Source organism: Kitasatospora sp. SolWspMP-SS2h (assembly GCF_003259315.1).
Classification (GTDB): Bacteria; Actinomycetota; Actinomycetes; order Streptomycetales; family Streptomycetaceae; genus Kitasatospora; species Kitasatospora fiedleri.
On sequence record NZ_QLLT01000004.1, the window covers coordinates 58,057 to 80,684 of the forward strand.

The 22,628-nt window shown below is 74.8% G+C and carries 23 protein-coding genes; 16 read left to right on the forward strand and 7 right to left on the reverse strand.

Annotated features, from left to right (window positions below; translation table 11 throughout):
* Positions 1–21 precede the first annotated feature (21 nt).
* The 8 genes from K353_RS06210 (at position 22) to K353_RS06245 (ending at position 7,009) form a co-directional block, all read left to right on the forward strand.
* Complete coding sequence (locus tag K353_RS06210; RefSeq protein WP_199528022.1) at positions 22–603, forward strand: nicotinamide mononucleotide transporter family protein; 582 nt, start codon at positions 22–24, stop codon at positions 601–603.
* Entirely contained in the window at positions 600–1,898 is a 1,299-nt protein-coding gene (locus tag K353_RS06215; protein ID WP_111552567.1) for a bifunctional 3,4-dihydroxy-2-butanone-4-phosphate synthase/GTP cyclohydrolase II, read from the forward strand. The genes K353_RS06210 and K353_RS06215 overlap by 4 nt, the downstream gene beginning before the upstream one ends.
* A 105-nt stretch (positions 1,899–2,003) precedes the next feature.
* The gene (gene ribH / locus K353_RS06220) at positions 2,004–2,498 is read left to right on the forward strand and encodes a 6,7-dimethyl-8-ribityllumazine synthase (RefSeq protein WP_111552568.1); all 495 of its coding nucleotides are present in this window, start codon (positions 2,004–2,006) and stop codon (positions 2,496–2,498) included.
* A gap of 150 nt (positions 2,499–2,648) precedes the next feature.
* On the forward strand, positions 2,649–2,921 hold the full coding sequence (locus K353_RS06225) for a phosphoribosyl-ATP diphosphatase (protein ID WP_111552569.1): 273 nt from the start codon (positions 2,649–2,651) through the stop codon (positions 2,919–2,921).
* Between the two features lie 90 nt (positions 2,922–3,011).
* Positions 3,012–3,860 carry an ATP phosphoribosyltransferase gene (gene hisG / locus K353_RS06230; protein ID WP_100835152.1) on the forward strand — a complete coding sequence of 283 codons (849 nt, stop codon included), beginning with the start codon at positions 3,012–3,014 and terminating at the stop codon, positions 3,858–3,860.
* A 52-nt stretch (positions 3,861–3,912) separates the two neighbouring features.
* Positions 3,913–4,374, forward strand: coding sequence for a PH domain-containing protein (locus tag K353_RS06235; protein WP_111552570.1), 462 nt, complete (start codon positions 3,913–3,915; stop codon positions 4,372–4,374).
* Between the two features lie 245 nt (positions 4,375–4,619).
* Positions 4,620–5,963: a hemolysin family protein gene (locus K353_RS06240; RefSeq protein WP_111552571.1), complete on the forward strand. Its 1,344-nt coding sequence runs from the start codon at positions 4,620–4,622 to the stop codon at positions 5,961–5,963.
* On the forward strand, positions 5,960–7,009 hold the full coding sequence (locus tag K353_RS06245) for a hemolysin family protein (RefSeq protein WP_111552572.1): 1,050 nt from the start codon (positions 5,960–5,962) through the stop codon (positions 7,007–7,009). Before K353_RS06240 ends, K353_RS06245 begins: the two co-directional genes overlap by 4 nt.
* A gap of 64 nt (positions 7,010–7,073) precedes the next feature.
* Here K353_RS06245 and K353_RS06250 read toward each other — a convergent pair whose 3' ends face one another.
* The 4 genes from K353_RS06250 to K353_RS06265 form a co-directional block, all read right to left on the reverse strand.
* Positions 7,074–7,796, reverse strand: coding sequence for a DUF4230 domain-containing protein (locus tag K353_RS06250; RefSeq protein ID WP_111552573.1), 723 nt, complete (start codon positions 7,794–7,796; stop codon positions 7,074–7,076).
* Positions 7,793–9,625 (reverse strand): AAA family ATPase, encoded by a 1,833-nt coding sequence (locus K353_RS06255; protein ID WP_111552776.1) that lies wholly within the window; start codon positions 9,623–9,625, stop codon positions 7,793–7,795. Before K353_RS06255 ends, K353_RS06250 begins: the two co-directional genes overlap by 4 nt.
* Before the next feature lie 316 nt (positions 9,626–9,941).
* The gene (locus K353_RS06260; protein WP_111552574.1) at positions 9,942–10,577 is read right to left on the reverse strand and encodes a uridine kinase; all 636 of its coding nucleotides are present in this window, start codon (positions 10,575–10,577) and stop codon (positions 9,942–9,944) included.
* A 158-nt stretch (positions 10,578–10,735) separates the two neighbouring features.
* Positions 10,736–11,137 (reverse strand): hypothetical protein, encoded by a 402-nt coding sequence (locus K353_RS06265; RefSeq protein WP_111552575.1) that lies wholly within the window; start codon positions 11,135–11,137, stop codon positions 10,736–10,738.
* A gap of 208 nt (positions 11,138–11,345) precedes the next feature.
* Between K353_RS06265 and K353_RS06270 the strand changes: the two genes are divergently transcribed.
* The 5 genes from K353_RS06270 to fxsA all read left to right on the forward strand — a co-directional run bounded on the left by K353_RS06270 (position 11,346) and on the right by fxsA (position 16,618).
* On the forward strand, positions 11,346–11,786 hold the full coding sequence (locus K353_RS06270; protein WP_111552576.1) for an Lrp/AsnC family transcriptional regulator: 441 nt from the start codon (positions 11,346–11,348) through the stop codon (positions 11,784–11,786).
* A gap of 42 nt (positions 11,787–11,828) precedes the next feature.
* Positions 11,829–13,442: an amidohydrolase gene (locus tag K353_RS06275; RefSeq protein ID WP_111552577.1), complete on the forward strand. Its 1,614-nt coding sequence runs from the start codon at positions 11,829–11,831 to the stop codon at positions 13,440–13,442.
* A gap of 167 nt (positions 13,443–13,609) precedes the next feature.
* Entirely contained in the window at positions 13,610–14,101 is a 492-nt protein-coding gene (locus K353_RS34255; protein WP_158585357.1) for an amidase family protein, read from the forward strand.
* A 127-nt stretch (positions 14,102–14,228) separates the two neighbouring features.
* On the forward strand, positions 14,229–15,857 hold the full coding sequence (lnt, locus tag K353_RS06285) for an apolipoprotein N-acyltransferase (RefSeq protein ID WP_233533408.1): 1,629 nt from the start codon (positions 14,229–14,231) through the stop codon (positions 15,855–15,857).
* A 137-nt stretch (positions 15,858–15,994) separates the two neighbouring features.
* Positions 15,995–16,618 carry an FxsA family membrane protein gene (fxsA, locus tag K353_RS06290; protein WP_233533409.1) on the forward strand — a complete coding sequence of 208 codons (624 nt, stop codon included), beginning with the start codon at positions 15,995–15,997 and terminating at the stop codon, positions 16,616–16,618.
* Between the two features lie 121 nt (positions 16,619–16,739).
* Here the strand turns inward: fxsA and K353_RS06295 are convergent, their stop codons facing one another.
* The 3 genes from K353_RS06295 to K353_RS06305 form a co-directional block, all read right to left on the reverse strand.
* Entirely contained in the window at positions 16,740–17,114 is a 375-nt protein-coding gene (locus K353_RS06295) for an RNA polymerase-binding protein RbpA (protein ID WP_014134296.1), read from the reverse strand.
* 235 nt (positions 17,115–17,349) lie between these two features.
* The gene (locus K353_RS06300) at positions 17,350–18,993 is read right to left on the reverse strand and encodes an FtsK/SpoIIIE domain-containing protein (RefSeq protein WP_111552578.1); all 1,644 of its coding nucleotides are present in this window, start codon (positions 18,991–18,993) and stop codon (positions 17,350–17,352) included.
* 203 nt (positions 18,994–19,196) lie between these two features.
* Positions 19,197–19,391 (reverse strand): hypothetical protein, encoded by a 195-nt coding sequence (locus K353_RS06305; protein ID WP_100835141.1) that lies wholly within the window; start codon positions 19,389–19,391, stop codon positions 19,197–19,199.
* Positions 19,392–19,737: 346 nt separating this feature from the next.
* Here K353_RS06305 and K353_RS06310 point away from each other — a divergent pair, with 346 nt between their 5' ends.
* The 3 genes from K353_RS06310 (at position 19,738) to K353_RS06320 (ending at position 22,553) form a co-directional block, all read left to right on the forward strand.
* A complete protein-coding gene (locus K353_RS06310) occupies positions 19,738–20,139 on the forward strand; it encodes an ankyrin repeat domain-containing protein (RefSeq protein WP_111552579.1) in 402 nt (133 codons plus the stop codon).
* Between the two features lie 177 nt (positions 20,140–20,316).
* On the forward strand, positions 20,317–20,823 hold the full coding sequence (locus tag K353_RS06315) for a GNAT family N-acetyltransferase (protein WP_111552580.1): 507 nt from the start codon (positions 20,317–20,319) through the stop codon (positions 20,821–20,823).
* Between the two features lie 254 nt (positions 20,824–21,077).
* Positions 21,078–22,553, forward strand: coding sequence for an endo-1,4-beta-xylanase (locus K353_RS06320; protein WP_111552581.1), 1,476 nt, complete (start codon positions 21,078–21,080; stop codon positions 22,551–22,553).
* The last annotated feature ends 75 nt before the right edge of the window (positions 22,554–22,628 follow it).

Consider the following 22,628-nt stretch of genomic DNA (forward strand, 5'->3'; position numbering starts at 1 on the left):
GAGCACGTGAAGGTCGCCGACATGACCGGCAACCTGATCGGGCTCGGCGCCCTGGCCCTCGGCTGGCGCCGCTCGGTGCTCACCTGGCCCGCCCAACTGCTGGCCGGCGCGGTGCTGATCACCGCCTTCCTCGGCGGGCAGGTGCCCGGCCTGATCGGCAAGCAGGTGATCGTCATCGTCGCCGCCGTCTGGGGCTGGACGCAGTGGAGCCGGGGCCGCCGCGACACCGGCCAGGTCGAGGTGCGCTTCGCGAACTGGCGCGAACGGGCCGTGCTGGTCGTCGCCACCGCGGCCGGCACCGCCGCCGTCGCCGCGCTCTTCCACGCCTTCCCGAAGCTGTCCTGGAACCCGCTGCTGGACGCGTACATCTTCGTCGGCACGCTGGCCGCGATGTACGCCCAGGCCCGCGGCTGGGTCGAGTTCTGGTTCGCCTGGATCGCCGTCGACCTGATCAGCGTCCCGTACTCGTACACCCACGGCTACGTCTTCTCGGCCCTCACCTTCAGCATCTACTTCGTCCTGGTGGTGGCCGGCCTGGCCAGCTGGTGGACGAAGGCCCGGGCGGCCCGCACCGCCTCGATCCCCACCGGAGCCGCCGCATGAGCGCCCAGCCCACCACCCCCCGGCCCGCCGGTTCCGCCCCCGCCACCGGGCCGTTCGCCCTCGACCCGGTCGAGCGCGCCGTCGCCGACATCGCGCTCGGCCGCGCCGTGATCGTGGTCGACGACGAGGACCGCGAGAACGAGGGCGACATCGTCTTCGCCGCCTCGGCCGCCACCCCCGAACTGCTGGCCTTCACCGTCCGGCACTCCTCCGGCGTGATCTGCGTCCCGATGACCGGCAAGGAACTGGACCGGTTGAAGCTCCCGCCGATGACCCGGGTCAACGAGGACCGCAAGGGCACCGCGTACGCCGTCTCGGTCGACGCCCGCGACGGCGTCTCCACCGGCATCTCGGCCGCCGACCGGGCCCGCACCGTCAAGCTGCTCGCCACCGCCGGCACCGAGCCCACCGACCTCACCCGCCCCGGCCACGTCTTCCCGCTGCGCGCCGTCGACGGCGGCGTGCTGGTCCGCCCCGGCCACACCGAGGCCGCCGTCGACCTGGCCCGGCTCGCCGGGCTCCCCCCGGCCGGCGGCATCGCCGAGGTGGTCAACGACGACGGCACCATGGCCCGGCTGCCCGAACTGCACGCCTTCGCCCGCGAACACGGTCTGGCGATCATCTCGATCGAGGACCTGATCGCCTACCGCCGCCGCACCGAACTGCACGTCGACCGCGCCGCCGTCACGCAACTGCCCACCGAGCACGGCGCGTTCACCGCCGTCGGCTACCGGGGCACGATCGACGGCACCGAGCACCTGGCCCTGGTGGCCGGCGGCCTGGACGCGGACGGCCGGCTCCCCGAGGGCGAGGACGTGCTGGTCCGGCTGCACTCCGAGTGCCTGACCGGCGACGTGTTCGGCTCGCTGCGCTGCGACTGCGGCCCCCAGCTGAGCGCCTCGCTGGCCGCCGTCGCCGCGGCCGGCCGCGGCGTGGTGCTCTACCTGCGCGGCCACGAGGGCCGCGGCATCGGCCTGGCCCACAAGCTGCGCGCCTACCAGCTCCAGGACCACGGCCTGGACACCGTCGACGCCAACCTCGACCAGGGCCTGCCCGCCGACGCCCGCGACTACTCGATCGGCGCCCAGATGCTCACCGACCTCGGCGTCCGCTCGCTGACCCTGCTCAGCAACAATCCCGCCAAGCAGACCGCGCTCACCGAGCACGGCCTCAAGGTCGCCGCCCGCCGCCCGCTGCCCACCGCCGCGAGCGAGCACAACCTGCGCTACCTGCGCACCAAGCGCGACCGGATGGGCCACGACCTGCCGTGGCTGGAGGAGGACGATGGCAAGTAGCCGCCGCCCCCGCACCGCCGCACGTCCCGCACGCCCGCACCACCGCCGGCGACGAACCACCGCCGGCAGCGAACCACCACCAGCAACGAACAGAGGAAGACGAACATGGCCGGCCACGGAGCCCCCGTCCTGTCCCCGGAGAGCCTGGAGAACTGCGCCGACCTGCGGGTCGCGGTGATCGCCGCGCAGTGGCACGAGCAGGTGATGAACGGCCTGCTGGACGGCGCCCGGCGCGCCCTGAAGGACCTGGGCATCGGCGACGCGGCCGTGGTCCGCGTCCCGGGCACCTTCGAGCTGCCGGTCGCCGCCAAGCGGCTGGCCGCCGCCGGGTACGACGCGGTGGTCGCGCTGGGCGTGGTGATCCGCGGCGGCACCCCGCACTTCGACTACGTCTGCCAGGCCGCCACCGTGGGCCTGACCCAGGTCTCGGTGGACACCGGCGTCCCGATCGGCTTCGGCGTGCTCACCTGCGACACCGAGCAGCAGGCGCTGGACCGGGCCGGGCTGCCCGGCTCCGCCGAGGACAAGGGCCACGAGGCGGTCACCGCCGCTGTCGCCACCGCCGCCGCGCTGCGCGCGGTGCTCGCGCCCCGGAGCTGACCACGCCCCGCCGCACCGCGGACGGCGGTTCCCCGCGCCGTGGACGGTCCGGTGGACGGCCTCCCGCACCGTGGACGCCGTCCACCGGACTGTCCACGGTGCGGAACCGTTTACCGTCCGTCAGCCCGCACCCCGTAAGGTGAGCCCATCATGGCTTCCAAGACATTCGAGGAGCTCTTCGCCGAGCTCCAGCAGAAGGCCGCCACCGGCGACCCCGCGTCCTCCCGTACCGCCCAGCTGGTCCAGCAGGGCGTCCACGCGATCGGCAAGAAGGTCGTCGAGGAGGCCGCCGAGGTCTGGATGGCCGCCGAGTACCAGTCGCCCGAGGAGGCGGCGGAGGAGATCTCGCAGCTCCTCTACCACGTTCAGGTGATGATGCTCGCCCGCGGGCTGACGCTGGAGGACGTCTACAAGCACCTCTGACCCGCACCCCTGCACCAGCACCTCCAGCAGTCCCGTTCCACCGCCCGTCCGATCGCTCCACTGCTCGCCAACGCGAAGGGTCCGCCACTCATGCTCCGCATCGCCGTCCCCAACAAGGGTTCGCTCTCGGGTCCCGCGGCGGAGATGCTCCATGAGGCCGGCTACCGGCAGCGCAAGGAGGCCAAGGAGCTGGTCCTGGTCGACCCGGACAACCAGGTCGAGTTCTTCTTCCTGCGCCCGCGCGACATCGCGGTGTACGTCGGCTCCGGCCGGCTGGACGTCGGCATCACCGGCCGCGACCTGCTGCTCGACTCGGCCTCGGAGGCCGAGGAGGTGCTGGCGCTCGGCTTCGCCGGCTCGACCTTCCGCTTCGCCAGGCCGGTCGGCGCGGAGCTCTCCGGCGTCCGGGACCTGGACGGCCTGCGGATCGCCACCTCGTACACCGGCCTGGTCGAGCAGCACCTCGCCGAGCACGGCGTGAAGGCCACCGTCACCAAGCTGGACGGCGCGGTGGAGACCGCCGTGCACCTGGGCGTCGCCGACGTGATCGCCGACGTGGTGGAGACCGGCACCAGCCTGCGCAACGCGGGCCTGGAGGTGTTCGGCGAGCCGATCCTGGTCTCCGACGCGGTGGTGATCCGGTCCAAGGGGGCCGGCGAGGACGCCGCGGTCGAGCAGTTCCTGCGCCGCCTGCAGGGCGTGCTGGTGGCCCGCCGCTACGTGCTGATGGACTACGACATCCGGGCCGAGAAGGTCGGCGAGGCCGTCGGCCTCACCCCGGGCCTGGAGTCGCCGACCGTCTCGCCGCTGCACACCGAGGGCTGGGTCGCGGTCCGCTCGATGGTGCTCCGCAAGGAGGCGCAGCGGATCATGGACGACCTGTGGGCGATCGGCGCCCGGGCCATCCTGGTCACCAACATCCACGCCTGCCGCATCTGACCCGCCACCGGGCGGGGCCGCCACCCCGGTCCCGCCCCTCCTGGAGCCACCCGTGTCCACCCCCGCACCCGCCGTCCTGCCCGTCACCTGGGCGCCCCGCCGCAACCGCGCCGTGCTGTACGCGCTGTGCGCCGTGCTGGTGGTCCTGTTCTCGGTGCTCGCCGTCGTGCTGCCGGAGAGCTGGCAGTTCAACGACCGGGTGATGATGGCCTGCTCCGGCCTGCTGTTCGCCGCGGTCGGCCTGATGCTGGCCCGTCCCAAGGTGGTCGCCGACGCCGAGGGCCTGACCGTGGTCAACTTCGTCCGCAGCCGCCGGCTCTCCTGGGCCGAGGTGGTCCGGGTCAACTTCCGGGCCGGCGACCCCTGGGTGGTGCTCGACCTCGCCGACGGCACTGCGCTGGCCGCCGTCGGCATCCAGCCCGGCGGCGGCCGGGAGCAGGCGATCCGGGCCGCCCGCGCCCTGCGCGACCTGGTCGAGGAGCGCGGCGCGGGCCGCGAGGAGCAGCGGGCCTGACCCCCGTCCCCCGGCCCGCCTCCGGACGGGCGGTCCTGACACGCCCCGGACGGGCGGGGCGGGCCGGTCCGGAGAAGCGTTCGGGTATCGTCTAGGCTGGTAAAACCGCGGCAAAGCCCACCCGAGAACCGGGCTGCCCGCCTCCGCCCGCGACCAGAGGAGTGACACCTCCCCTCGATGGACGATCCGTCCGGTAGTACCCGCGCCGCCGCGCACGTCTCCAGCCGGGGAAGGCGGGCGGCTCGATGACCACCGCCTGGCTCCTGCTGCTCGCGGCTTTCCTGCTCATCCTCGCCAACGGCCTGTTCGTGGCCGCCGAGTTCGCGTTCGTGACCGCCGACCGCGGCACCGTGGAACGCGCCGCGGCCGACGGCGACCGGCGGGCCAAGGGACTCTCCAAGGCCCTGCACAGGCTCTCCTTCCAGCTCTCCGGCGCCCAGCTCGGCATCACCATCACCTCGCTGGTGGTCGGCATGCTGGCCGAACCGGCGCTATCCGTCCTGCTGAAGCCGGTGTTCACCGCCGTCGGCCTGCCCGACTCGGCGGCCCGCGGCACCGCGGTGGCCGTCGGCCTGGTGCTGGCCACCGTGATCCAGATGGTGATCGGCGAACTCGTCCCGAAGAACTGGGCGATCTCCCGCCCGATCCGGGTCGCCTACGCCGTGGCCGGCCCGCAGCGCGCGTTCTCCGCCGCCTGCCGGCCGCTGATCGCCTTCCTCAACGGCTCCGCCGACCGGATCGTCCGGGCCTTCGGCGTCGAACCGCAGGAGGAGCTGGGCCACGCCCGCACCGCCGACGAACTCGTGGCGCTGGCCCGGCACTCGTACCAGGCCGGCGTCATGGACGAGCAGTCCGCGACGCTGTTCGTCCGCACCCTGGGACTGGGCGAGCTGACCGCCCAGTCCGTGATGACCCCGCGGATCGACGTCGCCGCCCTCCAGCAGGACGCCACCGCGACCGACGTGGTCAACCTGACCCGGGCCACCGGGCTGAGCCGCTTCCCGGTGTACGCCGAGAGCCTGGACGAGGTCACCGGCACCGTCACGCTCAAGGACGCCCTCGCGGTCTCCGCCGCGCGGCGCGACCACACCAAGGTCCGCCACCTGTGCGCCCCGCCGCTGCTGGTCCCGGAGACGATGTCCGCCGAACGGCTGCTCGACCTGCTGCGCCGCCGCGAGCCGATGGCCGTGGTGGTCGACGAGTACGGCGGCACCGCCGGCGTCGCCACCATCGAGGACATCGTCGAGGAGGTGGTCGGCGAGGTCCAGGACGAGCACGATCCCGCCGACACCCCCGACCTGCGCCCGCTCCCCCCGCGGGACGGCCTGCCGGTCTGGGACGCCGACGGCCGGGCCCGGCTCGACCAGCTCGCCAAGATCGGCCTGCACGCCCCCGACGGCCCGTACGAGACGCTCGGCGGCCTGCTCGCCGACCTGCTCGGCAAGCTCCCCGCCGTCGGCGAGCGCGCCCACCTGCCCGGCTGGGAACTGACCGTGACCGCCGTCGACCGGCACCGCACCAGCCGGGTCGAGGTCCGCCGGGTGCACGAGGACGAGAACGACGACGAGGACCGGGACAACCACCGATGAGCGCCCTGCAACTCGCCTTCTCGCTGCTCCTGCTGCTCGGCAACGCCTTCTTCGTCGGCGCCGAGTTCGCCGTCATCTCGGTGCGCCGCAGCCAGATCGAGCCGCTCGCCGAGGCCGGCGACAAGCGCGCCCGCACCGTGCTGCACGCGCTGTCCAACGTCTCCGCGATGCTGGCCGCCGCCCAGCTCGGCATCACCGTCTGCTCGCTGCTGCTCGGCGCGCTCGCCGAACCGACCATCGCGCACCTGCTGGAGCCCGCCTTCCACGCGCTCGGCGTGCCCGACTCGGCGATGCACCCGCTGAGCTACGCCATCGCGCTGAGCATCGTGGTGTTCCTGCACATGGTGATCGGCGAGATGGTGCCGAAGAACCTCGCCCTGGCCGGGCCGGAGCGGGCCGCGCTGCTGCTCGGCCCGCCGCTGGACCGGCTGGCCCGCTGGCTCGCCCCGTTCATCGCCTTCCTGAACGCCTTCGCCAACGGCGTGCTGCGGCTGTTCCGGGTCGAGCCCAAGGACGAGGTCGACTCGGTGGCCACCAGCGAGCAGCTGCTGCTGATGCTCACCGACTCCGGCGAGGCCGGGCTGCTCGACGACCGCCGCCGCGAACGCCTGGAGGACGCCCTGGAGATGGGCAGCCGCCCGGTCACCGAGGTGCTGCTCGACCCCGAGCAGCTGGTCACCGTCGGCCGCGAGGTCACCGGAGAGGAGATCCAGCGCCTGGCCGTGCGGACCGGCTTCTCCCGCTTCCCGGTCGCCGACGGGCACGGTGCCGTCCTCGGCTACCTGCACCTGAAGGACTCGCTGGAGGTCGACGACCCGGCCGCGCCGATCCCGGAGCGGCTGTGGCGGCCGATCACCGTGCTGCGGGCCGGCCTGCCGCTGGACGACGCGCTCGCCGCGATGCGCCGGGCCGCCGCCCACCTGGCCGCCGTGGTCGACCCGGACGGGCGCCAGCTCGGCCTGGTCGCCCTGGAGGACGTCCTGGAGGAGCTGGTCGGCGAGGTCCACGACCCCGACCACCGCCCGCCCGCCGCCGCCCAGCGCTGAGAGGGCCCCCGTTCCTCCGGCCGCGCGGCCGGAGGAACGGGGGCCCCGGGGTGCGGGGGCGGTGCTACGCCACGGTGACCGTCACCGAGGTGAAGCCCAGCGAGCCCAGCAGGCCCGACAGCATCGCCTTGGTGTTGTTCTCCGCGGTCGTGGTCAGCTCGGTGTCCTTCGCCGCCTTGTCGATCTTCTCCACGGCCAGCAGCTCCACCTTGTGCTGGTCGTCGGAGGTGCTGGACGAGAACAGGTCGCCGAGCCGGTCGAACAGGCCGCGCTCCTGCGAGTACATGTAGGAGTGCTTGACGTCCAGCGCCGCGTCCGCGAGCTGCGCGTGCGGGATGGTGATGGACGCGGTGCGCCGGTCGTCGGAGACCTTCACCGAGTCCGGCCCGAGCTTGCCCAGGTCCACGTAGGCGCCGACGGTGCCCGCGCCCACGTACAGGCTGCGGGTGCCGAGGATCGCCGACGGCAGGAACTTGGCCTCGTTGGCGAGGTCCACGATGACCTGGAAGTTGCCGGTGGCCGCGTTGTAGCGGCTCATGTTCTGCACCGACTTGAGCACCGCGGGCTGGCTGCGGTCCACGCTCTTCTCGGCGAACGGGTTCGGCAGGCCCGGCAGCCAGCCCAGCTGCCCGAGCCCGAGGAACAGGGCCACGATCACGGCCAGCGTGACCGGCAGGGAGACGTACCAGGGCACCCGGCGGGGCCCGGCCGTCCGTACGCGTTCCGCTCTCGGCGCCGGGTCCTCGTCGTCCTCCCGGCCGGCGCGCTCCTCCCGGACGCCCTTCACTGGCGGCCGTCGATCAGTTCGCCGTACGCCTGCAGCAGGTCCGGCAGCCGCAGGGTCGCCAGATCCTCCCGGGAGGGCACGCCGCGCTGCCCGGAGAGCCGCAGGTCCCGGTAGGCGCAGGACTTCTCGTACAGGGTGCGGATGAAGCGGCCGTTGCCGAGCTGGTCGATCCAGCCCTCGGCGACCACGTGTCCGCAGATCGAGGTCAGTTCCTCGGCCGCGTCCACGTCCCAGCCGTCGCCGTCGGCCTGGGCCAACTTCAGGCCGATGTCGGCCAGTTCGGCGGGGCGGTAGGACGGGAAGTCGACCCGGGTGGTGAACCTGGAGTTCAGGCCCGGGTTCGTTGCCAGTAGTCGATTCATGCCGTCCGGGTACCCCGCAAGGATGATGACCAATCGGTCCCGGTTGTCCTCGGCCCGCTTGAGCAACACCTGCAGCGCCTCGTCGCCGTACGCGTCGCCCTTGCTGTAGCCGGAGTTGGCCAGCGAGTACGCCTCGTCTATGAACAGCACGCCGTCCAGCGCCGAGTCGATCAGCTCGTTCGCCTTCACCGCCGTCTGTCCGAGGAACTCGCCCACCAGGTCCGCCCGTTGGGCCTCCACCAGGTGGTCGCCGGAGAGCAGCCCCAGGGCGTGGAAGACCCGGCCGAGGATGCGCGCCACCGAGGTCTTGCCGGTGCCCGACGGCCCGGAGAACACGAAGTGCCGCTTGGGCGGCTGCACCGGCAGCCCCCGGTCCGCGCGCAGCCGGGCCATCCGTAACTGCGCGGACAGCGCCCGCACCTGGCGCTTGACCGGGTCCAGGCCGACCATCGCCTCCAGCTCGGCCAGCGCCTGGTCCAGCTCCAGCCGGGCGGCCGGCGCCGGGTTCGGGCCGGCCGGCGGGATCGCCTGCGCCATCGGCCAGTTGCCCAGCCGCGGCGCCGACGGCGCGGCGCCCGAGGCCCGTTCGGCCAGCTGGGCCCGGCCCGGCTCGGCCGCGCCCGGCGCGCCGTCCTCCTCGCACACCTCCTCGCTCACCCCGCCGGACCCGCCGCGGAACTCCACCGGCTCCAGCTCCTCCGGCGCCCCGGCCGGCCCCGCCGCGCCCCGGTACTCGCCGAACGCCTCGCCGTCCAGCAGCCCGTCCTCGGCCGCGATCGCCGCCAGCCGCTGCGCGGTGTCCATGAACGCCGGGTCCGCCCGGTGCACCGCCCGGTACAGCGGCAGCGCCGCCGCGCTGCGCCCCGCGCCCTCGTACGCCCGGGCCAGCCAGTAGCGCAGCTCCTTGCGCTGCGGCTGCTCGGAGCGGCAGCGCGCCAGCGCGGCCGCCAGCGGGCGCTGGGCCTGCGCGCACATGTCCAGCCGGACCCGGGCCATGCCCGCGAACAGGCCCGCCTCGATGCCCAGCACCGGGTCGTCCAGCAGGCGGTCGGTATCCCGGATCAGCTGCTCCCAGTCCTTGAGCAGGTAGGAGCGGCAGGCGTGCAGGAAGCGCACCGCGGGGTCGCGCTCCGGCGGCGGGCAGTCCGTCAGCGCCTGCTCCAGCTCGGCCAGGTGGCGGCCGTCCAGCCAGTGCGAGGCGTGCGCCAGCGCCAGGTCCTGCGGGGTCTCCAGCACCGGCTGCACCCACCAGCCCAGCCAGTACCAGGAGCTGAGCGGACGGCGGTGGCGCTCGCGCTGCTCGCCGAAGCGGTCGCGGTGCCGGTGCATCGCCAGCAGCGCGCCCGCCGTGTCGCTGCGCAGCGCGTGCAGCCCGAGCCAGGCGTCCGCCATGCCCGGGTCGACGTAGACCGCGGCGCGGAACTCCTCCTCCGCGCGGGCGTACGAACCGGCCGTGTAGGCGTCCATGGCCCGCGCCCAGGCGCGGTCGGCGTCCGGGTCGGGACCCGCCGCGGCGGGACCCTCGCCGCCGGAACTCTCCACCGTCACTGACGCCCCCCGCCAGACCTCGGGGCGCTCCTCTGCGCGCCTGCGTGGCATGGTACCGGCGCGGCGCTGATCCGGAAGGGTGCCGCGCGGCTCGAATGGCGCGAGACGATCGCATCCCGGCGGGGGCGGCGGGGCGGGGAGGAGGGCAGGACGACGCCTCCGGCTCACGGGGGAACAAGCCGGAGGCGCCGTGTCTGTGGTTGCGGATTCAACTGATTTCCGCGACACGCAGAACTTAAATCCTGATGATGTCGCAGGTCAAGACCGGTCCACCCGGTTCACTCAGGGTGCTCCCGGAGATCCGCCCGGTGACCCCGTCGACCCGCAGCGCCGCGTGCGGGCGGCTCGGGTCCGCCGCGAAGTGCGCATCCTCCGCACGCGACCAACCCGCCCAGAACTCGGCCAGTTCCGGCCCGTCCCGCAGCTGCCCGCGGGCCCGCGCCGCGGCCGGACCGAGCTCCATCCACAGCAGCGCCGCCAGGTGCGGGCGCACCTCCCGCCGGCCCGCGCCCACCCCCTCCAGCAGCACCACCGGCGCCACCGGCACCGCCCGCTCGGCGGTGAAGGCCCGCGCCGTCCAGTCGTACACCGGGTGCCGGCCCGCGACCCCGCGCGCCAGCGGCTCCAGCACGCCCGCGCGCAGCCGCTCCGTCCAGCCGAACGGCTCCCCGTGCGTGGCCAGGTCGTCCAGGTGCACCACCGGGGCCCCGCCGAGCGCGGCGGCCAGCCGGCCGGTGAACGTGGTCTTGCCGGAGCCCGCGTGCCCGTCCACCGCGACCAGCCGCACCGGGCCCAGCGAGGGCGGCAGCGCGAGCAGGGCCGCGGCCAGCGCGGCCAGCTCCGCGGGCGGGTCGGGGAGGGCGGCGTCCATCCGGCCAAGGGTACGCGGGCCGGGCCGGACGCCGGGCCCCGCGCGGCGGGACGTCGGGACCCGCACGGCGGGGGAGTGATCCCGGAGGGCACCGCGGGCGGCACCCTCGCCGGGACGTCGGACCGGCCGGGCCGGTCCGGCTCTGCGGGCCGCGGCCGTCAGGCCGCGCGGCGGTCGCGCTGCGCGGGCACCAGCGCCCGCACCGGGCGGTGCGCCCCAGCGTGCGAGAACGGCTGGGTGCGCCAGTCCAGCGCGGACGGCAGCGCCACCAGGTTGTCCGGGCCGTCCGACCGCGGCGGCTCCTCGCACTCGGGCAGCTCGGCCGTCGGCAGGCCGGTGCCGGGGCAGATGGCCGGCTGGAAGGGGTTCCACGCGGAGGTCAGCACCGCGTGCTGGGGCAGGCGCTCCTCGTCCCCGATCAACGCGATCGGGCGGTCGCACTCCGGGCAGTGCACCCGGAAGCTCTCCCAGGTGTCGGCCGCGCCCGAGTCCGCCCCGAAGGGCGCCTCGAGCGCGCCGGGTTCGTCCTCGACGTCGGAACGCTGGTCGGTGGAAGGCATCGTGATCCCCCTCGGATCGGGCCGGAACCTCTCGTCGTCCGGGCCACCAGCAGCACTTCCCAGTGACGGCACGTCATAACCCTGCACTCCGGCGCACGGTGATGCATTCCTTGTGTTCCTCGCCACATTCCGTTGGCATGTGCCCCCCGGATGCGCCCCCAGCGAGCTGTCTGCACAGCCCGGCCGCGATCGAGTAGGTTGACGCCTTGTGGAGGAACTCGACCAGCGCATCGTCCAGCTGCTGCTCCAGGACGGACGGATGAGCTACACCGACCTGGGCAAGGCCACCGGCCTGTCCACCTCGGCCGTGCACCAGCGGGTGCGCCGCCTCGAACAGCGCGGCGTCATCCGCGGCTACACCGCCATCGTCGACCCCGAGGCGGTCGACCTGGCGCTCACCGCGTTCATCTCGGTCAAGCCCTTCGACCCCAGCGCGCCCGACGACACCCCCGAGCGGCTCGTCGGCCTGCCCGAGATCGAGGCCTGCCACAGCGTCGCCGGCGACGAGAACTACATCCTCAAGGTCCGCGTCCCCGGCCCCGGCGACCTGGAGGACCTGCTGGCCCGGATCCGCTCCGCCGCGGGCGTCTCCACCCGCACCACCGTCGTCCTGTCCACCCCGTACGAGGCCCGCCCGCCCAGGCTCTGACCCGGTCGGGGGCGCGCCGTCCACGGTGCGAGACTGGACGCCATGACCGAACGCACCGACCGGACCGTGCTGCTGCGCGGCGGCAACGTCTACAGCCCCGCCGACCCCTTCGCCACCGCCATGCTGGTCGAGGGGCAGCACGTCGCCTGGGTCGGCAGCGACGGAGCCGCCGAGGCGTACGCCGACACCGTCGACGAGATCGTCGAACTGGACGGCGCCCTGGTCACCCCCGCCTTCGTCGACGCCCACGTGCACGCCACCGCCACCGGCCTCGCGCTCACCGGCCTCGACCTGACCGGCTGCGGCTCGCTCGCCGAAGCCCTGGACCGCACCGCCGCGTTCGGCGCCTCCTTCACCGGCGGCGCCCTGATCGGCCACGGCTGGGACGAGACCCGCTGGCCCGAGCACCGCGCCCCCGCGCTGGCCGAACTCGACGCCGCCGCCGGCCCCGTGCCGCTCTACCTCTCCCGCACCGACGTCCACTCCGCCCTCGCCACCAGCGCGCTGCGCGCCCTCGTCCCCGGCCTGGACGCGCTCCCCGGGTACGACGCCACCGGCCCGCTCACCCGGGACGCCCACCACGCCGTCCGGCAGGCCGCGCTCGCCCACCTCACCCCGCTCCAGCGCCGGGACGCCCAGCACGCCACCCTGCGCCGGGCCGCCGAACTCGGCATCGGCACCCTCCACGAGTGCGCCGGGCCGGAGATCTCCTCCGCCGAGGACCTCGCCGCGCTGCTCGCCCTCGCCGCCGGGACCGACGGCCCCGAGGTGTACGGCTACTGGGGCGAACTCGGCCCCGAGGGCGTCGAGACCGCCCGGCGGCTCGGCGCGGTCGGCGCCGGCGGCGACCTGTTCGTCGACGGCGCGCTCGGCTCGCACACCGCCTGCCTGCACGACCCCTACGCCGACGCCCCGCACACCGGCGCCGCCTACCTCACCGCCGCCGAGATCGCCGACCACGTCACCGCCTGCACCGAGGCCGGCCTCCAGGCCGGCTTCCACGCCATCGGCGACGCCGCGATCGGCGCCGTCGTGGCGGGCGTGCGCGCCGCCGCCGACAAGCTCGGCCTCGACCGGGTCAAGGCCGCCCGCCACCGGGTCGAGCACGCCGAGGCCCTGACCTACGAGACGCTCGCCGCGTTCGCCGAACTCGGCCTCACCGCCTCCGTCCAGCCCGCCTTCGACGCCGCCTGGGGCGGCCCCGACGGCATGTACGCCGAACGCCTCGGCGCGGAGCGGGCCGCCGCCCTCAACCCGTTCGCCGCGATGCTGCGCACCGGCCTCCCGCTGGCCTTCGGCTCCGACGCCCCCGTCACCCCGCTCGACCCCTGGGGCACCGTCCGGGCCGCGGCCTTCCACCGCACCCCCGAGCACCGGATCTCGGTCCGCGCCGCCTTCACCGCCCACACCCGCGGCGGCCACCGCGCCCTCGGCCACGACGCCGACGGCGTCCTCGTCCCCGGCGCGATCGCCTCCTACGCCGTCTGGGACACCGCCGACCTGGTCGTCCAGGCCCCCGACACCCGGATCGCCGGCTGGTCCACCGACCCCCGCTCCGGCACCCCGGGCCTGCCCGACCTCACCCCCGGCCACTCCCTCCCCACCTGCCTGCGCACCGTCGTCCGCGGCCGCACCGTCCACGCTCTCGACGCGTAGGACCCGTCCCGGCGCGGACATCCGGCCACGACCCGGGGGCGGCCCCGGCACCAGGGCGGGGGCACCACCCGAGGAGAGAGGACGCCTGGGACGCCCGCCGACCCGATGGACCCGTCCGTTTCCGCGCTCGACCCGGCCGCCGCCGTCCGGCGGCGGCCGGGGCCCGGGTGCGCCGGGCGGGGAAGGACGACCGGCTGCCGCCGTTCCCGGGGGTGCCGCTGCCGGTGAAGGACCTCGCCGACGTCGCGGGCCGGCCGACCACCCACGGCTCGCTGGGCACCTCGCGGGAGCCGGCCACCCGGACCGGGGCGGTGGTGCGGCGGCTGGTGGTGGCCGGGTCCGTGCTGACGGCCAAGACCACCGCCTCGGAGTTCGGGGCACTGCCGTTCACCGAGAGCCCGGTGCTCGGGATCTCCCGCGACCCGTGGGACACCGAACGCACCCCCGGCTCCCACCCGATGGGCGTGCTCACCTCGCTGTCCGACGTCACCGGCCGGCCCGTGCTCCCGCTGCCGCTGCGCCGGGACCCGGCCACCGGCCCGCCGGTGGGCGTCCAGCTGGTCGCCGCCCCTTGGCGCGAGGAACTGCTGCTCCAGGTCGCCCGCGCCCTGGAGGAGGCGCTGCCCCGGTCCGGACGCCGCCCGCCGGTCGGCCGTTGACGGGCCGTCGGCCGGGCGGGGGCGGCCGGGGGAGTGAGGTACCTTTCCTGGGACGTCGAACGAGGTGGAACGCGCGTGCGCCCCTCCCGGCGCGGAGACGATCCCGAGGTAGAGAGGTGGTGCGCAGGTGGCACTGCCCGTTTCGCAGGAGCAGCCGGTGGCCGAGCAGGACGCGGAGCCGCCGGCGCCCGGGCCGGGCGGCCGCGGGGCGGGAGGGGCGGGCGGCCGCCGGGCCTGGTGGGGCCGGACCGTCCTGGCCGCGCTCTGCGGCCTGGCCCTGGCGTTGGCCTTCCCGCCGTTCGGGGCCTGGCCGCTGTCGGTCCTCGCGGTGGCCGGCCTGGCGCTGCTGACCCGGGGCCGCCGGGCCCGGCACGGCGCCTGGCTGGGCTTCGCCTTCGGCGTCCCGTTCTTCGTGGTGCTGCTGTCCTGGCTGCGCCCGGTCGGCTGGGACGCCGCCGTCGGCCTGTCGCTGATCGAGGCGCTGTTCCTGGCCCTGATGGGCGCGGGCACGGCGCTGACCTCCAGGCTGCGCGGCTGGCCGCTGTGGGGCGCGGCGCTCTGGGTCACCCAGGAGTGGATGCGCGACCGGCTGCCCTTCGGCGGCTTCCCGTGGGGCCGGCTGGCGTTCGCCAACACCGCCAGCCCGTTCACGCCGCTGGCCGCGCTGGGCGGCGCCCCGCTGGTGACCTTCGCGGTCGCGGGCAGCGGCACCCTGCTGGCCTGGGCGGCGCTGAGCGCGGCGCGCGCCCGGCGCACCGACACCGAACTGCCCTGGCGCACCGCGGTCGGCGCGGTGGGCGCGCTCGCGCTGGTGCTGGTCGGCTACGCGGTGCCGGTGCCGACCTCGGCGGACGACACGGTGAAGGTCGCCCTCGTCCAGGGCAACGTGGACCGCCCCGGCATGGACTTCCTGGGCCGCCCGATGGAGGTGCTGGACAACCACGCCACCGCCACCGAGAAGCTCGCCGCCGCCGTCGCCGCGGGCACGGCGCCCAAGCCGGACGTCGTGATCTGGCCGGAGAACGCCTCCGACCTCGACCCGTTCACCGACCCGGCGGCCTACGCCCGGATCGACGCGGCGGTCAAGGCGGTCGGCGTGCCCACCCTGGTCGGCGCGCTGGTCGACGGCCCCGACGAGCAGCACGTCCAGAACGAGGGCATCGTCTGGGACCCGGCGACCGGCCCCGGCGCCTCCTACACCAAGCAGCACCCGGTCCCGTTCGGCGAGTACGTGCCGTTCCGCACCGAGCTGTCCAAGGTGATCAGCCGCCTCCAGCGGGTCGCCCGGGACTTCTACCCCGGCGACCACAACGGCGTGATGCAGCTCGGCCCGGCCCGGATCGGCGACGTGATCTGCTTCGAGGTGGCGTACGACGAGATCGTCCGGGACGCGGTCGACCAGGGCGGCCGGGTGATCGTCGTGCAGACCAACAACGCCACGTACAACAACACCGGGCAGACCGAGCAGCAGCTGGCGATGTCCCGGCTGCGGGCGGTCGAGCACGGACGGGCGGTGCTGATCGCGGCGACCAGCGGCGTCTCCGCGGTGATCACCCCGGACGGCGTGGTGCGGCAGCGCACCGGCGAGATGGAGCAGGCCGTGCTGAACGCGGTGGTGCCGCTGCGCGACGGGAGGACCGTCGCGGACCGGGTCGGCGCCGCGCCGGAGTGGACGCTGGCCCTCGGCGGCGTGTTGGCCTGCGCGTTCGCGGTGGCCGGCGGGGTGCGCCGGCGGAGGGCGGAGCGCACGGCCTGAGCGGCCGCGGGCCGACGGCCCCGGGTGCGCGCCGCGGAACACGGCGGGCCCCGGGGCCGTTGTGCCGAGTGGTGCCGTGGACGCGGCCGGAGAGGCCGGCCGCCGCGGAGAGCACCGCGATGGAGTGGATCCCTACCGTGTCCCGGCAAGCAACCCCGGCCCGCCCGACCCGCCCGGCCCGCCGCGGCCGGCTCGCCCGAACCGTGCCGCTGCTGCTCGTCGCCTGGCTGGTGCTGGAGATCTGGCTGGTCACCGTGGTGGCCGGCTGGATCGGCTGGTTCCCGACCCTGCTGCTGCTGGTCGCCGGGGTGTTCCTCGGCGGCGCGGTGATCAAGCGCGCCGGGGCGCGGGCCTTCCGGGCCGCCGTCGAGCTGTCCAGGGACCCGCAGTCCGCGCAGCCGCAGACCGGTACGTCGATGACGGTGCTGGCCGGCCTCCTGCTGATGGTCCCCGGCTTCCTGTCCGACCTGCTGGCGGTGACCTTCCTGCTGCCGCCGACCCGGGCCGTGTGGCGCGCCGTCGGCCGCCGGATCACCGGCTCGGCGCTGCGCTCCGCCACCCCGGTCGGCGCGGACCGGTTCGCCGACGCGATGCGCCTGCAGGAGCAGCTGCGCATCCACCGGCCCGACGGCAAGGTCGTCCAGGGCGAGGTCGTCGACCCGCCGGCCGGCCCGCGCGGCTCCGCCGACCCGTCCGGTTCCTCCGGCACGTCCGGCCCGTCCGGCCCGGACACCGGGTACCGCCCGCCGATCGCGCCCTGACGCACCGTCGGACGTCCCGTCCGGCGGTTCCCGCGCACCCTCTTCCTCTTCCCGCGTACGCGGGAACGCCGAAGGGCCCCGGTTCCCCGGGGCCCTTCGGCGTTGGTGCGGCGCCGCTCCGTCAGGCGGACTTGCGCGAGTCGCGCGGGTGGATCGCCAGGTTCATCCCGCCCGAGCGCAGGACGGCCAGGCGCTCGGCCAGGACCTCCTCCAGCTCCTCGCGGGTCCGGCGCTCCATCAGCATGTCCCAGTGGGTGCGGGTGGGCTTGGTCTTCTTCTCCTCCGGCTCCTCGCCGTCGAGGAGGGCGGCCTCCTGGCCGCAGAAACGGCATTCCCACACCACGGGAATCTCCGCCTCCACCGAGAACGGGACCTCGAAGCGGTGTCCGTTCTGACATGCGTACTCAACGGTCTGGCGGGGTGCCAGGTCAATGCCGCGGTCGGTCTCGTAGCTGGTCGCCCCGAGTCGCGTGCCGCGGAGAGCTCGCTCGCTCATGAATCGTGCCTCCCGGGCTTCTTGCCCACAGGACTAGTGGTCGCTGTCTTCGTCGCTGGGTCCAACGCTCGACCTCCGACGAAGATTCCCGTCCGGGACATACGCCGCCTGTCGTGCCGCCCCTGTTTGTACCCATGGTCGCCCGTTTTGTCACATCTGGGCGGTGTTATCACCCGGCGTGTCACATTTTGTGCACTTATGGTCCGCCGAAGGGCGTCGGGCCCGACCGGTCTTCTTACCAGACCGGGCGCGGACTAACCTGCGCCGCGTCCTTCGTCAGATCGGTCGGCCGGGGCTCCACGTCGACCGGCTCGACACTGACCGGCTCCACCTCGACCGGCTCGGCGGCGGCCGGTCCGGCACCGACCGGATCGGCGACCGCCGGGGCCGCCGCCTCGGTGCGGGTGTCGTGGTGCGGCAGCAGGGCGACCACCGCGTCCCGCAGCGCGGCCGGGGCGTCCTCGTCCAGCGGGTCGACGGTGACCGGGACCTGGAGCCGGACCGGCGCGGCGGCGCCGATCCGGGCGTAGCCGCGGCCGGGCGGGGTGTGCGCGGCGGGCGCGATGTCCAGCGGGCCACCGAGCGCCGCCGCGCCGGAGTCGACGGTGACCGGGCCGAGCACCACCCGGGCCCGGGCGCAGGCGTGCACGGTCGCGGAGACCCGGTCCCGGGCGTCCAGCGCGTCCACGAACACCACCGTGACCCGGGCCGCCCGGCCGTGCCGCAGCGGCACCTCCAGCAGCTCCTGCGGGTCGGTGCGGCCCTCGGCGTGGGCGAGTTCGGACAGCTCGGTGAGGTGGTCGAGCAGGATCCACAGCGGGCGGGTGACGTCGGCGGGCGCGGCCAGCCCGTGGTGCCGGGCGGCGTTCAGCGCGACCAGCCGGCGCTCGGTCTCCTGCGCGCACCACTCCAGCGCGGCGAGCGCCCCGTGCAGGCTGGTCTCCACGGTGTGCACGCCCGGACGGTTCACCAGGCAGGCGTGCTCGCCGGTGCTCGCCCCGTCCACCACCACCAGGTCGCCGTGCGGCAGCGCCTGCAGGGCGATCGAGCGCAGCAGCGTCGAGGTGCCGTGGCCGGGCGCGCCCAGCGCCAGCAGGTGCGGCTCGGCCGAGCGCGGCCCGACCCGCCACACCACCGGCGGCTGCTGCCCGGTGACGCCGCCCTGCTCGACCGGGATGGTGCGCGGGCTGCCCGCGCCGTCGGTGAAGCCCAGCACGATCTCGCCCGGCGCGGTGACGAAGCGCTGCGCGGCGATGTCGGCGGGCAGCGGGGCAAGCGCCGTCACCCGCAGCCGGTTGGACTCCTCGTCCCAGTCGAAGCGGTACTCGCGCGAGCGGCCCGCCTTGCCCTGCACCACCTGCTCGATCCGGGCCCGGGCGGCCGGCTCGGTGTCGGTGAAGTACGCCGGGTAGACGATGTCCAGCGCGGCCAGCCGCCCGTCCGGGTCGAACGCCCAGTCCGCGAACACCGCTTTCCACTCGCCGTCCACCCGGTACAGCGCGCCCGGGTCGTCGTAGCCGCCGAAGTACGGGGTGAGCGCCGCGTACAGCGCGGGCAGCTTGACGTCGGCGGCCTCCGGCTCGGGCACCGGCGGGGACTTGGGGCTGCGGCCGACCCAGGCGGCCGAGGCGACCAGGGCGACGATCGCCAGCAGCGGGCCGTGCGGCAGCAGGAAGACGCCGAGCACCACGGCCGCGCCGACCAGCAGCGTCGGGCCGCGCCGATCCTTCGGGGTGGCCGCCCAGCGCTCCTTGGCCCACTCGGCGTGGCGGCGCAGGCCGCGGCCGATCAGGGCCAGCGGGGCGAACACGTCGGCGGCGTGGTCGCCGGCGCTGCGGGCGAGGTCGCGGCCCCGGGTGAAGTGGCGGGTGAGGGACATGCGGGCTCCGGAGGGAGGGGAGGGGAACGAACGGGCACGGGACGGGCACGGGGAGCGGCCCGGGGAACGGCGGCGGGGACGGCCGCTGGGTACGGCCGCGGGGTACGGCGCCGGCGGGCTGACGGGGGATCAGCCGGGCGGGTCCGGCAGAAGGCCCGGGGCGGTGGGATGTCCGCGCCCGGGCCGTGAGGAGCAGGGACCGCTCAGAACTTCAGGCCGCCGATCAGGCTGGCCAGGCTCGCGCCGCCCGCCTGGATGGTCGGGGCGATCGAGGAGCCCGCGACGTAGAAGCCGAACAGCGCGCAGACCAGTGCATGGGAGATCTTCAGCCCGTCCCGGCGGAAGAAGAGGAAAGCGATCACACCGAACAGGACGATGCCGGAGATGGAGAGAATCACGGGATTGCTCCTCACGAGGGGCGGGGACAGTGTGTACAGAAAGTGCCTTCATGGTGACAAGAAGTAATAGATGATGGGGTGCGGCAAACGGGTGGATCTCACCCGGGCACCCGGATCGGCGGTATACGTTCCGCGGGGCGGGGATGCACAGGGCCAGTGGATCGCACCGGCGCACTCAGGCGTCCCCGCGCCTGGCGCGACCGCGCTCCGCGCACCCGGAATTCGCCCGAACGGCCGTGCCGCGCCGCGCCGGACGGCACCGCGGGGGCGTCCGCTAGCGTTCGCGGTGGCACCACCAGGACGATCAGCGGCCCGCGCGGCCGCCCACCGGAAGGCGGAACACCCCATGACCGATCCCACCGTGCAGCCCGACGAGGACGTCATCGCCCTGGCCGGACGGCTCTTCGAGGCCGCCCGCACCGGGGACGCGGCGCTGCTCGCCGCCTACCTCGACGCGGGTGCCCCCGCCAACCTCACCAACGACCGCGGCGACACCCTGCTGATGCTCGCCGCCTACCACGGCCACGCCGCCGCCGTCACCGCCCTGCTGGAGCGCGGCGCCGAGGCCGACCGGGCCAACGACCACGGCCAGACCCCGCTGGCCGGCGCCGTCTTCAAGGGCGCCACCGAGGTCGTCGACGCCCTGCTCGCGCACGGCGCCGACCCGCGGGCCGGGGCGCCCTCCGCGCTGGACGCGGCCCGGATGTTCGGCAAGGACGACCTGATCGCCCACCTCACCCGCGCCTGAGCCCCGGCCCCGGCACGGTCCCTGCCCCGGCTCCCGCCCGGTCCCTGCCCGGTTCCGGCACGGCTCCCGCCCGGTTCCGGCACGGCTCCCGCCCGGCCCCGGCACGGCCCCTCACCTGGCGGTTCGCCCGCCCCCGGCACCGGGCGGGCCGGGGGCGGGCCCGTACCCTTGGGCGCCATGGAGATCCGCACCACCGGCTTCGGACACCCCGACGCCCAGCAACTCGCCGCCGAGGTCCAGCAGGAGTACGTCCGCAGGTACGGCGACGGCGACCAGACCGCCATCCACACCGACCACTTCGACCCGCCCGCCGGGCTGTTCGTGATCGGCTACCAGGACGGGCGGCCGGTGGCCTGCGGCGGCTGGCGGGCCAAGGAGCGGGACGCGGACGGGCTGCGCGACGGCGACGCCGAACTCAAGCGGATGTACGTCGTCCCCGACGCCCGCGGCCGGGGCCACGCCCGCGCGGTGCTGCGCCACCTGGAGGCCGCCGCGGTCGCCGCCGGGCGGACCCGGCTGGTGCTGGAGACCGGCACCCTCCAACCGGAGGCGATCGCGCTCTACACCTCCGAGGGCTACGCCGAGATCCGCAAGTTCGGCTACTACAAGGACCACGAGCAGAGCGTCTGCATGGGCAAGGAGCTGGCCGCCGTCCCCGTGGCGCAGCCCGCTGACGTGCGGTAGCTGTAACTTTCTTGCCGGCGGGGCCGGTCGGGGCGTCCGCGGAGCCGGGGGTCGGCGCCGCGGCCGCCGCGTCGTTTCCGGCCCCCGCCGCAGGTCGGGGCGGTGGGCGTCGAAGGACGGTCGAACGTCCGTCGAAATTTTCGGAGTCGGCCTGGCGGTGGCCGGTTGCGGCCGGCCCCGGCGCTCCGTTGCCGGGGCCGCGCGGGCCGCCGTACGGTCCGTGCACCCCACCCACCCCCCGGAAGGGACCCACCATGGCTGCACAGTTGCGCGCAGCTCGCCGGCCCGGGCGCGCCCTCGCGGCGCTGGCCCTCGCCGCCGCCGGCGGACTGCTGGCCGCCGCCACCGTCGGCAGCGGACCGGCCGGCGCCGCGGGCACCACCCTGCGCGACCTCGCCGAGGCCAAGGGCGGCTACTTCGGCACCGCCCTGACCCAGTCCAACCTGAACAGCTCCACCATCACGGCGATCGCCGGCACCCAGTTCGACATGGTCACCCCCGGCAACGAGATGAAGTGGGACACCACCGAACCCTCCGCCGGGAACTTCAACTTCGGCCCCGGCGACCAGATCGTCTCCTTCGCCAAGGCCCACAGCATGCGGGTGCGCGGCCACACCCTGGTCTGGCACAGCCAACTGCCCGGCTGGGTCAGCAGCCTGCCCACCGCCCAGGTGAAGGCCGCGATGGAGAACCACATCACCACCGAGGCCACCCACTACAAGGGCCAGGTCTACTCCTGGGACGTCGTCAACGAGCCGTTCAACGAGGACGGCACGCTGCGCACCGACGCCTTCACCAACGCGATGGGCTCCGGCTACATCGCCGACGCGCTGCGCACCGCGCGCGCCGCCGACCCGAACGCCAAGCTCTACCTGAACGACTACAACATCGAGGGCCTGGGCGCGAAGAGCGACGGCATGTACCAGCTGGTCTCCTCGCTCAAGCAGCAGGGCGTGCCGATCGACGGCGTCGGCTTCGAGAGCCACTTCATCGTCGGCCAGGTCCCCGGCACCCTCAAGGCCAACATCCAGCGCTTCACCGCGCTCGGCGTGAACGTCGCCATCACCGAGCTGGACGACCGGATGCCCGTCCCGGCCAGCGCCGCGAACCTCGCCCAGCAGGCCACCGACTACGCCAACGTGGTCAACTCCTGCCTGGCGGTGCCCGGTTGCGTCGGCGTCTCGCAGTGGGGCGTGGGCGACCCGGACTCGTGGATCCCGGACTTCTTCTCCGGCTACGGCGCGGCCACCATGTACGACAACAACTACCAGCCGAAGGCCGCCTACAACGCGGTGGTGACGGCGCTCGGCGGCAGCACCTCCTCGCCGTCCCCGTCCTCCTCGCCGTCCTCCTCCGCCTCGCCCTCGCCGTCCTCGTCGCCCTCCTCCTCGCCGTCGGTGCCGCCGACCGGCGCGGCCTGCAAGGTCAGCGTCCAGGTCAGCGCCTGGAACACCGGCCTCACCGAGAACGTCACGATCACCAACACCGGCGGCAGCGCCGTGAACGGCTGGAAGCTGGCCTTCACGCTGCCCGGCGGGCAGAGCGTCACCAACGCCTGGAACGCCACCGTCAGCCCGGCCACCGGCCAGGTCGGTGCGAGCAACCTGGCGTACAACGCGGCGATCCCGGCCGGGGGCTCCACCACCTTCGGCTTCCAGGCCAACCACACCGGCAACGCCGCCGCGGCGAGCGGCTTCGCCCTCAACGGGGTGGCCTGCGCGGCCGGTTGAGCCGGACGGCCGTCCGGACGGTTCGGGCCTGCCGGGCTGAGTCCACCGGGCTGAGCCGGACGGGTCGAGCCGGAC

What these genes read in the sequence shown, in the direction of transcription:
- K353_RS06210 (WP_199528022.1), top strand. Translation starts at nt 22, where the DNA reads ATGACCGGCAACCTGATCGGGCTCGGCGCCCTGGCCCTCGGCTGGCGC.
- K353_RS06215 (WP_111552567.1), top strand. Translation starts at nt 600, where the DNA reads ATGAGCGCCCAGCCCACCACCCCCCGGCCCGCCGGTTCCGCCCCCGCC.
- ribH (WP_111552568.1), top strand. Translation starts at nt 2,004, where the DNA reads ATGGCCGGCCACGGAGCCCCCGTCCTGTCCCCGGAGAGCCTGGAGAAC.
- K353_RS06225 (WP_111552569.1), top strand. Translation starts at nt 2,649, where the DNA reads ATGGCTTCCAAGACATTCGAGGAGCTCTTCGCCGAGCTCCAGCAGAAG.
- hisG (WP_100835152.1), top strand. Translation starts at nt 3,012, where the DNA reads ATGCTCCGCATCGCCGTCCCCAACAAGGGTTCGCTCTCGGGTCCCGCG.
- K353_RS06240 (WP_111552571.1), top strand. Translation starts at nt 4,620, where the DNA reads ATGACCACCGCCTGGCTCCTGCTGCTCGCGGCTTTCCTGCTCATCCTC.
- K353_RS06245 (WP_111552572.1), top strand. Translation starts at nt 5,960, where the DNA reads ATGAGCGCCCTGCAACTCGCCTTCTCGCTGCTCCTGCTGCTCGGCAAC.
- K353_RS06255 (WP_111552776.1), bottom strand. Translation starts at nt 9,625, where the DNA reads ATGGACGCCTACACGGCCGGTTCGTACGCCCGCGCGGAGGAGGAGTTC.
- K353_RS06260 (WP_111552574.1), bottom strand. Translation starts at nt 10,577, where the DNA reads ATGGACGCCGCCCTCCCCGACCCGCCCGCGGAGCTGGCCGCGCTGGCC.
- K353_RS06265 (WP_111552575.1), bottom strand. Translation starts at nt 11,137, where the DNA reads ATGCCTTCCACCGACCAGCGTTCCGACGTCGAGGACGAACCCGGCGCG.
- K353_RS06275 (WP_111552577.1), top strand. Translation starts at nt 11,829, where the DNA reads ATGACCGAACGCACCGACCGGACCGTGCTGCTGCGCGGCGGCAACGTC.
- K353_RS06295 (WP_014134296.1), bottom strand. Translation starts at nt 17,114, where the DNA reads ATGAGCGAGCGAGCTCTCCGCGGCACGCGACTCGGGGCGACCAGCTAC.
- K353_RS06300 (WP_111552578.1), bottom strand. Translation starts at nt 18,993, where the DNA reads ATGTCCCTCACCCGCCACTTCACCCGGGGCCGCGACCTCGCCCGCAGC.
- K353_RS06310 (WP_111552579.1), top strand. Translation starts at nt 19,738, where the DNA reads ATGACCGATCCCACCGTGCAGCCCGACGAGGACGTCATCGCCCTGGCC.
- K353_RS06315 (WP_111552580.1), top strand. Translation starts at nt 20,317, where the DNA reads ATGGAGATCCGCACCACCGGCTTCGGACACCCCGACGCCCAGCAACTC.
- K353_RS06320 (WP_111552581.1), top strand. Translation starts at nt 21,078, where the DNA reads ATGGCTGCACAGTTGCGCGCAGCTCGCCGGCCCGGGCGCGCCCTCGCG.